This is a genomic window from Paenisporosarcina sp. P4_D4 (genome assembly GCF_056401835.1).
Genome location: NZ_JBFUIO010000034.1, coordinates 13,132 through 27,206 on the forward strand (window position 1 = coordinate 13,132; position 14,075 = coordinate 27,206).

Annotated in this window: 10 protein-coding genes and 2 pseudogenes; 4 read left to right on the plus strand and 8 right to left on the minus strand. The window is 37.8% G+C overall.

What is annotated here, in order from left to right; translation table 11 throughout:
• The first annotated feature begins 144 nt into the window (after positions 1-144).
• Positions 145-609 (plus strand): DUF3291 domain-containing protein, encoded by a 465-nt coding sequence (locus tag AC1DSL_RS09765; protein ID WP_477532021.1) that lies wholly within the window; start codon positions 145-147, stop codon positions 607-609.
• Positions 610-890: 281 nt separating this feature from the next.
• Positions 891-1,316 (plus strand): ester cyclase, encoded by a 426-nt coding sequence (locus AC1DSL_RS09770; RefSeq protein WP_016428141.1) that lies wholly within the window; start codon positions 891-893, stop codon positions 1,314-1,316.
• 317 nt (positions 1,317-1,633) lie between these two features.
• Here AC1DSL_RS09770 and pstA read toward each other — a convergent pair whose 3' ends face one another.
• The 7 genes and pseudogenes from pstA to AC1DSL_RS09805 all read right to left on the minus strand — a co-directional run bounded on the left by pstA (position 1,634) and on the right by AC1DSL_RS09805 (position 12,734).
• Positions 1,634-2,533: a phosphate ABC transporter permease PstA gene (gene pstA, locus AC1DSL_RS09775; RefSeq protein WP_477532022.1), complete on the minus strand. Its 900-nt coding sequence runs from the start codon at positions 2,531-2,533 to the stop codon at positions 1,634-1,636.
• Between the two features lie 2 nt (positions 2,534-2,535).
• On the minus strand, positions 2,536-3,465 hold the full coding sequence (gene pstC / locus AC1DSL_RS09780; protein ID WP_477532023.1) for a phosphate ABC transporter permease subunit PstC: 930 nt from the start codon (positions 3,463-3,465) through the stop codon (positions 2,536-2,538).
• Between the two features lie 77 nt (positions 3,466-3,542).
• The gene (locus AC1DSL_RS09785) at positions 3,543-4,403 is read right to left on the minus strand and encodes a phosphate ABC transporter substrate-binding protein (RefSeq protein ID WP_477532024.1); all 861 of its coding nucleotides are present in this window, start codon (positions 4,401-4,403) and stop codon (positions 3,543-3,545) included.
• Positions 4,400-6,190 (minus strand): stalk domain-containing protein, encoded by a 1,791-nt coding sequence (locus tag AC1DSL_RS09790; RefSeq protein WP_477532025.1) that lies wholly within the window; start codon positions 6,188-6,190, stop codon positions 4,400-4,402. The genes AC1DSL_RS09785 and AC1DSL_RS09790 overlap by 4 nt, the downstream gene beginning before the upstream one ends.
• Before the next feature lie 377 nt (positions 6,191-6,567).
• Complete coding sequence (locus AC1DSL_RS09795) at positions 6,568-7,845, minus strand: endonuclease (RefSeq protein ID WP_477532028.1); 1,278 nt, start codon at positions 7,843-7,845, stop codon at positions 6,568-6,570.
• Between the two features lie 126 nt (positions 7,846-7,971).
• Positions 7,972-8,379 (minus strand): annotated as a pseudogene (locus AC1DSL_RS09800) (DUF6359 domain-containing protein); the annotation flags it as partial.
• 38 nt (positions 8,380-8,417) lie between these two features.
• Positions 8,418-12,734: a 5'-nucleotidase C-terminal domain-containing protein gene (locus AC1DSL_RS09805; protein ID WP_477532026.1), complete on the minus strand. Its 4,317-nt coding sequence runs from the start codon at positions 12,732-12,734 to the stop codon at positions 8,418-8,420.
• A 453-nt stretch (positions 12,735-13,187) separates the two neighbouring features.
• Between AC1DSL_RS09805 and AC1DSL_RS09810 the strand changes: the two genes are divergently transcribed.
• Both AC1DSL_RS09810 and AC1DSL_RS09815 read left to right on the plus strand, forming a co-directional pair.
• On the plus strand, positions 13,188-13,472 hold the full coding sequence (locus AC1DSL_RS09810; RefSeq protein ID WP_477532027.1) for a hypothetical protein: 285 nt from the start codon (positions 13,188-13,190) through the stop codon (positions 13,470-13,472).
• Between the two features lie 211 nt (positions 13,473-13,683).
• Entirely contained in the window at positions 13,684-13,842 is a 159-nt protein-coding gene (locus AC1DSL_RS09815) for a hypothetical protein (protein WP_016428133.1), read from the plus strand.
• A 38-nt stretch (positions 13,843-13,880) separates the two neighbouring features.
• Here the strand turns inward: AC1DSL_RS09815 and AC1DSL_RS09820 are convergent.
• Positions 13,881-14,075: pseudogene (locus AC1DSL_RS09820) on the minus strand (hypothetical protein); the annotation flags it as partial.

Genomic DNA, 14,075 nt, shown 5'->3' on the forward strand with positions numbered 1-14,075 from the left:
ATGCAGCACACTCGTTCAGCGATAGAATAGATATGTTACAGATTGCATTTCTTCCTCAACTAACGAGGCAGGTTAGCTGAAGAAGGAATTTTCACATTTTTACTTGAATATATCTAGGAAAAGACTATAGATGGAGGGCTGTTTATGGCATTAGTTTCAATCTATACTGTTGGTAGGCTAAACCACCACTATGACCACCCTGCCTCTCGTGAATTTTTTCAAGTGGGAAATGAAGTATATCGTCAGGCAACTAAATCAGGACTTATAGAGGCGTTTTCACCTGAAGGAGTCCCTTTCCCTGAAGAAACCGTAAAGGGAAATGGTTCTCCTATTCTTACACTAACAGTATGGAGAAGCCTTCAATCATTATATCGCTTTACCTATTCAGGACAGCATAAGCAAGCATTACGAGATAGAAGCAGATGGATCGAGCCATATCCAGAGAAACACCTTTCTTATGTAGTTTGGTGGACAGAAAAGGTTCAGGATGTCTCATGGGAGGAGGCATTCAAGAGATACAACTATTATATTCAGCATGGTCCCACTCCTTTTGCATTTGACTTTAAGCATGCATTTGATGAAAAAGGGGAGACGTTCTTGTTGAAGTAGCAGGGGGGACCCTTTATTAATTGGGAAATTATCCATTGAAACTAATGGTGACGTTAAGGAGTAATACACCTTCCTGTGACATTTTTATCGCCATTTTTATTTATTCTAGAGGAAATTGTGAAGTATTACACTTCAACTATCGGGTGCGTTAGTTGAAGATCAATGAGCTGTATAGACGGCTCTTTTTTCTTGTTAAACTAACGCACTAGCTAGTTTAATAGTTAGAATAAAATCACCTATGATATTATTAGTTTTGAATTTATTAATAAGGGGGTTTTTAAATGACACCAGAACAAATTGTTAGAGAATTTTTTGAAGAGGTACGTTCAGGTAATAATCCTGATTACTCAAATCAATTAATGGCAGAACAAGTATTGGCACATCAAATTGTATCTGAAGTAGAACAAACAGTTTTGAGGACACCTAAAGATTATGCTGAACACGTAAGAGAAATGATTGAAGCATATGGTAATTTTTCTTTAGAAATTCAAGAATTTTTAGTACAAGGAAATAAAGTATATGTACGTTGGAAACAAGTAGGTAAACACGTAGGAGAAATCGATGGTTTTCCCCCAACGGGTCTGCCAGTAATTGAAATTGCAAGTGCTGTATATAAAATAGAAAATGAAAAAATTGCAGAGTATTGGATTCAGATTGATAGGTCAGGTATTCAAAAACAATTAGAAAGTAATAAAAATATTAAGTAGTTTATTTTCCGAACTATTTAAAAAATAAAAGTGCTACACAAGATTTTTCTTGTTAAACTAACGCAGCAGGTTAGCGTAAGAAGGATGTTAGGAAGATTTATAGAAACTTTTTTAAGATTAGTCTTGATAAGATGTTTGCGGTAACATTTACAGCATTAATCGTGTCATTCCTGTCGTTAAACCCAAAAAAATAACCCATCCTTGAGTTAGACGCAAAAGATGGGTTACTTCTCCATAAGTGAAGTTGTCAGCCATAGTAAGAAGAACCAGCTGCCTTAAGAGGGAGCTTTTTTTATGGAGTAATGAGGTGTTACTTCCTATTTCATACGACTTCTCATTTTGTAATCTCTCAACCAGAGTGGAAATCTCATCGTTAAACTAATTATTAAGACGATTAACACTAGAACCGCTGCAGACATGTCTGCAATATCTGCAGCATCTTCTACAATCGCGCTTGATTGAAGATACCAAAGATGGACAGGTAAGGTCCCACCTTGCGAAAGCAAGTTAAAGTCCCACATATTCCCCGATGTCCCCGTTCCACCAACAAGTAAAATAACAGCAGATTCACCGAAAGCACGGCAGGTGGCCAAGCTTAATCCAGTTAATATCCCACCCATGGCCACAGGAACGACTACATTGACAATCGACTTTGATTTGGTTGATCCTAACGCGTAGGATGCTTCTCTTAACTCGGCTGGAACAGCTTGAAGCGACACCTCTGTTACTCGTGTAATAACAGGTAAATTAAGCAACGATAAGGCAACACCAGCTCCTAAAATGGTTAAACCTATATTAAAGATATCTACAAATACAACATAGCCAAATAATCCAAATACAATCGAAGGTACGGTTGCTAAACTCTCAACACATGTTCGTATAAATTCAGTTAATCGATTATTTGGCGCGTACTCTGATAGATAAATCCCTGAACCAACACCAATTGGAATCGAAATGACCAATGAAATAAATAAGACGTAAAAGGAGTTAATCAGAAACGGCCCAACACCTCCTCCAGCTAAAATTTCATCTGGTAATCCAAAGAAAAAGTGAGGAGTCAGTTTTGGTAAACCCTTTGAAAGAATAAATAGAAGTAACGCAGCGATGAGAAAAAGAACGATCACTGTTAATATCCATAAGCTAATTGTCAGCATACGATCAACAAGGTATCTTGATTTTTTATTTTTTATCAGTTCGTTTGAAATACCACTTCTCATACTTATACCCCTTTTGGACGAAGTTTGYGGATTAGGACAATCATAAGTGACGAGATCATTAATAAAATGAAAGCCATCATGTACAAGGCATTACTCCATGTTGATCCAAATTCAACATCAATGATTTGGTTAACGATATTACTGGTAAGTACAGCGGTTGGTGTGACCAAATCAGTTGGTAGTTGTGCTGTATTCCCTATCACCATAACAACAGCCATCGTTTCACCAATGGCCCGAGCCATCCCTAGAATGATTGCAGTAAATATCCCCGATTTTGCTGCTGGCAAAACAATCCCAAACACTGTTTGAAATCTTGTGCTCCCCATAGCATAACTCGCTTCTCTTAGCTCCCGAGGAACAGCAGTGATCGCATCATCACTAATTCTTGAAATCGTAGGTAATACCATAATCGTCAAAACAATCGCTGCAGCTAACAAACCATCTCCTAACAGACTTCCAGTCACTTGTCTTAAAAACGGCAAAAGAATGGTTAAACCTAAGTAGCCATAGACAATAGACGGAATCCCCACGAGTAAATCCAAAACAGGCCGAATTATACGTTTTAGTGATTCTGGTGCGATTTCAACCGTGAATATTGCTAGTCCTATGGAAATCGGTGCAGCAAACAACAGGGTTAATGCGGTCAAAGAAAGTGTACCTATGATAAAGACGGCAGCACCATACTTTTCTTCATAAGGCTCCCAAGTCGTAGAAAAGAGAAATTCAGTCAGAGAAACATCATTAAAGACTAAAAATCCTGTCCGCCCGATAAAAAGAACAAGAGCGAAAAGAACAAGTCCCATGAAAAGTGCGCTAGTAAAACAGAAGACTTGAAATAATCGATTATTAAAGTAGTTAAGTTTCATTTTCTTCATTTGATTTTTTGCAAATGAAACATTTACAGTGGGTAGTGGATGTGCGATCTTTGCCATAAAAATCCTCCAAACTAATTTAAAGCCAGCTCTGATTAGAGCTGGCTTTCTATGTTTATGGTAAACATAGATTTAACTTAATTCATTGCACTAATAGGAATAAACTTTAGTTTCTTTAAAGAACCATTTTGGAATTTACTGCTTTGAATGAACTTAATAAATGCAGCTTCAGCACCTTTAGGAGTGCCTTTTGTCAATAAGTATCCATAACCCCAAATTTTATAGCTACCATTCACAACGTTTGTCGTAGTTGCAGATACACCGTTGAAGCTAAGAGCCTTAATATCACCTTTTACATAAGCTAAATCTGTATAACCGATAGCATTTGGATTTGCTCCGACATTTTTAACCATATCTCCATTACTGCTAACTTCTTTATAATTTTCACCTTTTGACATAAAATCATTTCCAGCTAAAGCCTTCATTTGATAGTTAACACGTGTACCAGAACCATGTTTACGATTTACTACAACGATTTCTGAATCGTCGCCACCAACTTGCTTCCAGTTTTTAATTTTCCCTGAAAAAATATCTTGAAGCTGTTTTGTTGATAAATTTTTTACCGGATTTGATTTGTGAGTGATTGTTGCAAATGGAATAACTGCAATTTTGTGAGCTTTTAAACTATCAAATGCGCTGAATCCAGGAACAGCTTTGGTTGCATCCCAGTCAGCTGCGCCTATTGTTGCTGAACCTTTCATAACAGATTGAGGACCAGCAATTGAAGAAGAACCTGATACCGAAATAGAAACTTTAGGATTAGCTTTTTTAAATTCTTTTGCAGCTTGTTGTGTTAAAGGTAATAAAGCAGAAGAACCTGCAACGACGATTTTCCCACTTGTTGCTGCCTGAGCTGTTGTTGTTATTCCACCAAAAGTTAAACCCACTGATGCGACAACCACTAGTGCCGCTGCTGTAAATCGTTTCAAGATATTCATTTGTTATTCGCTCCTTTATTTTTCGTTAATGCTTCAAATTGACCGTTTTTCCATACAACCACAATTTCGCCGTCTTCACCCGGTGTAGTCGCAACAAGTGACTTACCGTCAGGAGAAGTTGTGAATGATGTTAATTGAAGGTTAGTTTGAGCTAATTTTCTTAACCCTTTTGTATCTGTATTTACTTCGTAAAGTGTGCTCATGCTGTTTTCTTCAGCAACTAGAATCACTAGTTTTCCTTGTGGTGTTACCAGAGATGAAATAATGTCTTTGTTCTTAACAAGTACAGTCGTTTCATCCACTCCATATAAAATCTTTAACTCTGGAAGCTCTTCACTATCTGTCTTAGCACTTAAATACACGATGCCCGCATTTTTTAGGAACATAGAGAAAACTTTATTATCATTCGTCGTGGTCAATTGATCTGCTTTCACTTCTTTGCTCTCAAGGTCTATAGAGTAAATCTGAGGCTCAGTGCCAGTTAAATCGATAGAGTCCACATCTGTTTTGTCATCATCTGTATATTTTGTCGTTCCTTCTTTACCAACTACATACAGAACTTTTTTTCCATCAAAAGATAAATGTAAATCCGACTTGTATGTCAGCTTATCTTCAAAAACTTTTGTAACCTTACCATCAGTAATTGTCATATATGAAATTTTTTCGTTTTTATCTCCTTGAAGGAAGTAAACCTTTGTTCCATCAGATGACCAAACAAATTCAACTTTAAGTGAGTCATCTTCTGCATTTAAAACAGTATCCATTTTCGTTTCAAAGTCGACTAAATGCATAAATCCTGTTTCGTCCAAATAAACAGCTTTTTTGCCATTGGGTGAAACAATTAAATCTGTTGCATTAATTGTCCAGCTTGCTTTTTTAGTTTGGGTGTCTAATAGCACTGAACGATCATTATTAGTAACTAATAGTGTTTTTTCATTAATGAATTGTGGCGCAAACGTATCTCCACTTACTAAACCAGAAGTTGCAACAAATAAACTGCTATTTAACTTTTGAACATCACCTCCAAATGCAGTAACAATATCGTTCAGATCAGCGTAAACAATGCCTTTCACGTGGACAGGACTTGCTACTAACTTCATGGATGTTCCATTATTTTGTAATACCTTGCTTAATAATTTAAATTTCAAAGTTTTACCTTGCTTAGAAAGAGTGATTTCATTATTCTTTCCGATTGTTGGGGTTGCAGAAAATAATTTTGAAATATCTTGAACAGAATAAAGCTGTTTGCCGTTTACAGTGAACGTATTCACTTGTTTTCCGATACCGTCTACCATTAATTTGGAAGATCCAAGTTTAAAACTACCATTTACAGAGATTAATAGGTTTTTATCTGTTAATATATCTCCACCTAATGCTTTAACGAGGGGTGTTGCTTGGACAAATAATGTTTTTTGTTCTAGCTTTGCTGGAATCCCTAACTTACTTTTTTTACCATTCACTACATAAACATTGGAGTTTTGAGTTAACTGGATTGTTTTTTTGTTTTTCCCGATTCCTTTTGTAATCGTATATGTTTTTGTTTTTTGATTGTAAGTGATGGAAGCAGACATCATTTTAGCCAATTCTTGTACGGAGTGAAGCTTAATCTTGTTGATCTCAATAAATGAAACTGATTTTTCCATACCCTCAACTAAGACCATTTCTTTTTTTACAGTCATATTTTGTTGCACGACTGCAGCATGTGCTTCATTAATTGCTACGGGAGCAAATAAACTACCCGATAAAACAGCGGATACAATAAATAAACTAGTTACTTGGCGCTTCATTCTTTCTTCCTCCTCTTTTATAGTTCAAATAAAATAAATAAAAACCAGTAAATACCTCTCCTCCCAGTCTAATTACTCACTACTAAAGTCATTGTAGACTGGTTATATTAAGCTGGTGTGATTTTTTGTGTGAAAATTGTAAAAATATCATACGGATTTTATTAAGAATTACAGTAGCAATAGATTGTAAAAAGAATTGTTCCAAAATGCAAAATAAAAACGGAACAATCCTTGGGGAATTTTAATATGTGAAATGAGTTTCTTCTATGTAAATAGGCAGCATATCCAATACGACAGAGAGGGAGGGGGTAAGAATTTTGAGTCTTACATTGCAAAAAAAGCCCCTTCATCATGATGATGAAGGGGAGGAGGCTTGTTTATGATGCTTCTTCCAATTCGTTTGGATTAGCTGCATTCCAAATTGATTCTACCCATTGTGGGTTATCGATGAAAGGATTGCGGTTTCCTTGGATGCTGTAAATGACATTGTTGCGGTTTGCTTCGAATGCATCAACAGGATCCTGTTTGTGCCATTGTAGCAATATGGACAGTTTACCATGGTATGGTGCTGAACCATTGTTTAAATTGTTGTTCAGTTCTAAATCCACTTTATCTCCTTTTTCATAGCGTGTTGCCATGTAGAAGAGCATGCGAGCAACGTCGCCTTTGACGCTATCAGGTGGCTCGAATGAACTGCCTGTTTTTAAGCAACCATTACAGCCACTTACTGGACTTCCGCCGTTATCGAAGTCAAGGTTCCCTCGTGAGCTGTTAACTTGAACGTTGGTTGGTCGCAAGTGATGAATATCAGTACCTGGGCCGTTGCTTGTGCCGAAGTTGCCATGTGATTTTGCCCAAACGTGTTCCCGGTTCCAGTTGGTTGTGTTCCCTCCGTTATTGCTTTTCGGGCTTGATACTTTTGAGTAGAACAAAATGACGTTGTTCGGGTTGTTCGGATCCTCGTCTGTTTCGCGAAGAGCTGCCCAAACCGCGTCATATGATAGGACTTTCTGATTTTTTATGATATCGTGTAAAGCTGTTTTTAGCGTTTGACCTTGTTTACCTTCTGCATCTTTGTAATAATCACCAGCGGTAGGTGGGATTTCAGTATCTGATACAGTTACAGAGAAGCTTCCTGTTACTTCGAATTCGCCATCAGTTGCTGTAACTCCGACAATATACGAGCCTTCAGCTAGTGATAATGTCAATACGCCATCTGTAATTGTACCAAGTGTAGATGTGTAGGTTAACTCATCGTTATCCACATCTGTGAAATGTTCAGCTAGGTTTATGGTGATGGTTTGACCTGTTTTCACTGATTTGTTCGTGAATATATTTGCCAGGATTGGTGAATGGTTTGCATTCGGATCTGCAGGGTAGTCAATTACCTCGCCTTTTACGTTCGTATATGCGATTGTTTCAGGATTAGCACCGTTAATGAAAGTTAGGGCTTGAATGTTTTCAGCGCCACGGATTTCCTTGACGTTCGGTCCATCCACCACAACTTTGGAAGCAATATTACCTTTGAAATCAAAAATTGCTTCTGCAGCTACTGGATTAAGTGTCAGTTTGTTCGACGAGAATCCTTGTCCATGAAATTCACCATATGCTCCTATTACAAAGAGGCCATCTGTGATTTTCGAAGAACTGTCCATCGTAACGGAAATACTTGGGTCATCGATAGTGATTTTATTCGTTTGTATATTTGTGAAATTGAACGTTTTTTCTGGTGTAATCGGTGTTACCTCAATCGGTTCTTCAACGGTTGAAAATGCAATAGCTGAAGGGTTTTTCAAACCAGGCTTTGTAAAGTACGCTGTCAGGTCACCTGAAATGTCCACTTGTTTTCCGATAAGTGAAGGGTTTGAGTTTAATCCCCAATCACTTCGGAAACTAGAAGTTACAGCTACGAAAAGCATGTTATTTACATTTTTCTCGTCTGCACGATCTGCAATAGCGAAGTTGAAATCGTCAGGCAGATTAGTTTTGGAGACATTTGTGGCATTGTTAATATGTCCGATAATATAGCCGCGAACGGTTGCTTTGCCGCTGTTGTTGGCAATGGCATCTGACACTGTCTTAACTTCTTCGGCTTTTGCCACTTGTAATGTGTAAGGTATGACCATACTGAGTAATAAGATGAAAACCAGTCCAAGGAGACTAGTCTTTTTACGTTTTAAGTAAGTCATTAAGTACGCTCCAGTCTATTTAAATTTTTTCTGGGTGCTTAGAAAATGATGTCTCCATCCACTTGAATGCCATCAAGGCTAACATTGTTTAAATCTAGTCCGGAAAGGTCCATATTGCCTTCAACTTGAATGTTCAAGAATGACAAGTTAGTTGAAGAAGTTCCTTTGATCACCAGGTCGCCTGTAATTGTTGCATGTTGAAGTAATTGAGCGTTTTCCATGGTTACTATAACATCGCCAATAAATGTTTTTGGTGTCTCAGCAGATCCAGAAAATTCTTCCGGAGTAACTTCAAATGGTCCAGTCGGTTCAACAGGAGCTTTAGCATCGTCCAAAATACGTTCTTCAATTTGTGGATTTACAGTACCTAATTTTTGAACATAGTCTCGTAAATTTTCCCAATCTGATAAACCTAAATCTGTAACGCGACCTTGGTCGTAAGCATTTTTGAAAATTGTAAAGCCGTCTCCACCTTTTGCAGTGAATGYGTTCGTCGCAATTACATAATCAGATGTTAAATTGATATCCGAGAAAGAGCCATCTGTGTTTTTGACTTTCATCGAAGTAACACGATTTCCAGCTGCTAGGCGGCTGTCGTAAGTAAATTTCATACCAGAAATATGCAAGAATCCACCGTTTTCGCCTGGTGCTAGACTGACGCTTTGTTCAAGTGCCATTTTGATTTCCGCACCTGACAGTGTCATGGTAGCGAGCGTATTACCGAATGGAAGGGTAGTCAACACTTCGCCAACTGTGATTGGTCCTGCGTCTATTGGATTTCGAATTCCTCCGCCGTTTTGCATTGCAATCACAACTTTGGAGTTATATTCTTTCGCTTTATCAAGCATGCCGTCAGTGATTAGATTTCCAAGCTTTGTTTCATTTGCCCGGACACTCTCCATACTAGTAGATCCAAGGCGTGGGTTCGCTAGTTCTTCAAGTGCAGTAGCGCCTGTAGGTTCATTTTTAATTGTGGCAACTTCATCAGCGTAAGGTTGAAGCAATTCTTTTGCTTGTGCATCTTCCGCTTTGCCAGCAGTTGCGATCAATTGTCCATTGTGCGCAGTAATGATACCTGATTTATCAAAAGTCACATCCAGCGTGCCTAAGAAATCACCATATTGGTAGGCTTGTACGATGATTGTTAAGTCCTTTGCCACACCATTTTCGTCTACTGCCACTTCGACAGGAGCTTTTAATTGTGTATGACTATGGCCACCGACTATTACATCAATGCCATCTACATGCTTCGCTAATAATTGATCGTTATCGAAGGCAGGATTATCATCAAAACCTAAGTGGGTAATTGCCACGATTTTGTTTACGCCTTGGCTTTCCAGTTCTTCTACTGCTTCATTTGCAGAAGTGATGTAATTTTTGAATGTCACATCATTAGCACTTGAAATTTGAACTGTTTCTTCCGTTGTCAAACCAAAGAATCCAACGCGCTGACCATTAATATTCTTTATAATCGTGTTGTACATTTTACCGCCGACCGGGTCAATACCAGTCGAATCGTTGAACAAATCTTTTAAGTTTGCATCTGCCGAAAAGTCCACGTTACTTGAGACAATCGGGAATTCTGCGTCTTTAATAAAATTAGCCAGTGCTTGATGGCCATCAGGTGATGAGCCAAGATCGAATTCGTGATTTCCAAGAGTCATGAAATCATATTTGGCCAAATTCATAAAAGCAAGGTCCGCTTGTCCCTGGAACTTGTTGAAATATAATGTTCCAGAGAAGACATCCCCAGCATCAAGTAACAATGCATCAGGTTTTGCTGCGCGAACTTCTTTAATGGCAGTTAAGCGTTTTGCAGCATTGTCTAAACGAGCGTGCGTATCATTGGTGTGCATCAATGACAACGTAAAAGGACCTGGAATAACTACTGTTGCTGTGTTTACGATACGACCTTCAACTTGAGGATCGACATTGCCTAAGTTTTTAACGTAGTCACGAAGGTTCTCCCAATCAGCAGCGCCAAGGTCGGTTACGCGGCCTGCTTCATATGCATTCTTGAAAACTGTGTAGCCGTCTCCGCCTTTAGCCGTAAATGCGTTTGTCGCGATTACATAGTTGCTTGCTGGAACAATATCTGAGAATGAACCGTCTGTATTTTCAACTTTCATTGAAGTAACACGGCTACCGACTGCAAGTGTGCTGTCGTAAGTAAATTTCATACCAGAAATATGCAAGAATCCACCGCTTTCTTTCGGTGATTGGCTAACACTGTGCTCTAAAGCTGTTTTGATTTCAGTGCCAGAAAGGTTCATTGTTGCCAATGTGTTACCGAATGGCAAAGTTGTTAATACTTCACCGACTGTAATTGGACCAGAGTTGATAGGAGCGCGAATACCGCCACCATTTTGCATTGATATGACCACGTTTGGATTGAATTGTTTTGCTTTCCAAAGCATACCGTCTGCAATCAAGTTACCTAATTTAGTTTCGTTTGAACGAACACTTGGACCGGTATCACTTGATCGTGGGTTGTCTAAAGCTGAAACAGCTGTAGCTCCAGTTTCTTCGAGTTTAATTGTTGCGATTTGATCAGCATAAGGTTGCAGCAAAGCTTTCGCTTCAGCATCTTCAGTTTTTGAAGAGATCGTGATTAATCCACCTGTTTTACCTGTTACAATTCCGTTTTTGTCAAACGTTACATCCAGTGTTCCAAGGAATTCACTGTATTGGTAGGCTTGTACGATAATTGTCGGGCTCTTCGCTACACCATATTCATCCAAGTTTACTTGAACTGGTGCATCCAATTTTGTATGGCTGTGACCGCCTACGATTACGTCAATTCCATCAACATATTTCGCAAGAAGTAGATCATTGTCGAATGCAGGATTGTCATCATAGCCAAGGTGAGTGATTGCGATGATTTTGTTTACACCTTGACGTGTCAACTCATCTACAGCTGAGTTTGCAGATGTAATGTAATTCTTAAATTTCACATCTTTTGCACTTGAAATTTCAGCTGTTTCTTCTGTTGTTAAACCGAAGAATCCAATACGTTCTCCATTTACATTTTTAATAACTGTGTTATACATTTTGCCGCCTGTAGGATCAATTCCAACGCCGCTATTTTTTAAATCTTTTAAGTTAGCATCTGCTGAGAAATCAACGTTACTGCTGACAATTGGAAATTCAGCGTCTTTGATGAAATCAGCAAGCGCTTTGTGACCTTCTGGAGTAGAACCAAGATCGAACTCATGGTTACCTAATGTCATCATGTCGTATTTAGCTAAATTCATGAAATCTAAGTCTGCTTTTCCCTGGAACTTATTGAAATATAAAGTTCCCGAGAAAACATCCCCAGCATCAAGTAATAGAGCGTTTGGCTTCGCAGCGCGCACTTCTTTTATTGCCGTGATGCGTTTTGCCACATTATCCAAATTTGCATGTGTATCGTTTGTATGCATTAGTGATAGTGTGAAAGGATTTGGATTACCGGGTGTTATTGGTGGTGTAACCACTACTGGTGCCGCAACAGTAACTGTTAACACTAAGTTAGTTGCTTTGTTTCCAGCTTTATCTTCCGCACTATATGTTATCGTGTACGTACCTGAGTTAGCTGTGTTAATCGTGCTGATTTCAGCACCTTCACTGTTACGAATTGTTGTTTTAACGGGAACGCTAGCATCTTTGTTATCAGTAGCTGTAACAACTGGAACAGCAAATTGGCCATTGTGTGCAACATTTATAGATGTAGCTCCTGTGTAAGTGAAAGTAGGTGCTACTTTGTCAGTTGTTTGGTTCATGTCTTTACCACGATATAGGAACATAGCCATTTCGCCACGAGTCACCGCTAAGTTTGAACCAAATGTAGTGTCTGTTTTCCCTTCAGTCAAACCAGCTTTTAATAGTGCGTTTACATATGAATCCCAGCGATTATTTACATCTGTAAATGTGTTGTTAACCCCCGTGCCATCTAACTTGTATGCAATTGCTAAAACTTTAGCCATTTCGCCACGAGTGATTTTAGCATCTGGATCGAAAGATGTTTTCGTTTTTCCATTAATTATTCCAGCTGCAAATAGAGCGTTAACTGAACCTTCAACTCGTACATTTAAATCTGTGAAAGTAGATTTTGGTGCGGTGGCCACATTAAGACCGATTGCTTTAGCAATCATGATTGCCGCATCTCCACGTTTTAATGAATCGTTTGTTCCAAATGTTGATTCGCTATACCCTTGTGAGATATTTTCAGTTGTTACGTAATTGACTGCTGCTTTAAGTGTACTTGGTACGTCACTGTATGCTGCAGAAGCGGCAATCGGTAGTGTAGATGCGACTAAAGCTGCTGTGGCTGCTGTAGCAACGAACTTTTGATACCTTTTAACATGAATAGACATTCGTCAATCCCCCGTTTAGTTATTTTTGTTTAGAAATATATGAATATTCCATCACGTTATCATTTTAACACTACTATTATCATAATAGCTAACTATAAATACACGACTATTAACCTATTAAAAGGGTAATTCATTCGAAAGTTTACAAAATTTACTTCTTAACAATGTTGAAACAACTAAGTTTCAAGAGCAATTAAGACTACTTTTTTAAATTTGAGTAAATATGTAATTTTTTCGTAAAGCTAATAGAATATAGGTTTTCTCTATGAATAAGTTAAAAAATCAGAAAATTTCGCATTGAATGTTTGAAATTATCTATTAAACTGTAGAAGGAAAAATTTATTTTAAGGGAAGTTCGTGAATGACAGACTCTATCACAGAATTTAGTATTAACAGAGATGAATTTATATGGAAAATGGAAAGAGGACTATTCTTTCAAAATGATGCCTCTGCTTGGATATCGAAAAGAGCAATACAATATTGAAGGACTTTGGATTTCGCATGGGAGTAATAGCAAGTAAGTACTTTTTTGAACGGATGGATCTTGAAAATATTTTAATTCAATTCAGTGATATTTATCGCAATGCCGGTTGGGGAAATGTGAAAATCACTAAGTTTTCCAAAGAAGATAGTAGGGTGATTATTGAACTTCACAATAGCTGGGAACATAGGGTTTTCAAATCAATTAATAAAGATCAAGAATGTATTATAATGCCGAGTTATTGGACAGGTTCATGAGTAAATTGTTGAAAGAAAATATGAGCTATTCATTGACAAAAAAAAATCAAAATTGCATGGATTATTGTGAAATTAAACCGTTTGTAAAAGAATAGTACTTTCGATGTAATCTAACTCTTCATACATAAATATTTAAATTTCATGTTATAAGTTTGATTATTAGGGAAAAATCAACTATGACGGAAATTTTATAATGGAGAGGTGAAAAAAAGTGAAAGACAATGAAAAACAATCTGCAAAAGAATTTGCAAATCAATCAGCTACTGAACAAACACAAAAAGAAGACCAGCTAAGTAAAGAAGAAAAAGAAAAACTTCAAGTGAAAGATGGTCAGAATAACCATCACTTGGATGAGCGTGGAGGGTACTAATCAAAAAACCGTGATCCCATAAGGATCACGGTTTTTGTTTATTCATTTGGTAGTCTTTTTGCATTTTCTTGTTTCGCTGGTGAGTCATTGTTATCTTCAGGAAGTGATTCTTTTGATTTTAGTGCAGCTTTATGCTGAGATTTTGGGAAAGCTTGTTTTGCTTCTTTCTTAGTGTCCTTGCTTAGTACACTTTCTCTATAATATAGAAAACTGGTCATGGCGCCTTCTTCCAC

What these genes read in the sequence shown, in the direction of transcription:
- AC1DSL_RS09765 (WP_477532021.1), top strand. Translation starts at nt 145, where the DNA reads ATGGCATTAGTTTCAATCTATACTGTTGGTAGGCTAAACCACCACTAT.
- AC1DSL_RS09770 (WP_016428141.1), top strand. Translation starts at nt 891, where the DNA reads ATGACACCAGAACAAATTGTTAGAGAATTTTTTGAAGAGGTACGTTCA.
- pstA (WP_477532022.1), bottom strand. Translation starts at nt 2,533, where the DNA reads ATGAGAAGTGGTATTTCAAACGAACTGATAAAAAATAAAAAATCAAGA.
- AC1DSL_RS09785 (WP_477532024.1), bottom strand. Translation starts at nt 4,403, where the DNA reads ATGAATATCTTGAAACGATTTACAGCAGCGGCACTAGTGGTTGTCGCA.
- AC1DSL_RS09790 (WP_477532025.1), bottom strand. Translation starts at nt 6,190, where the DNA reads ATGAAGCGCCAAGTAACTAGTTTATTTATTGTATCCGCTGTTTTATCG.
- AC1DSL_RS09795 (WP_477532028.1), bottom strand. Translation starts at nt 7,845, where the DNA reads ATGGACAGTTCTTCGAAAATCACAGATGGCCTCTTTGTAATAGGAGCA.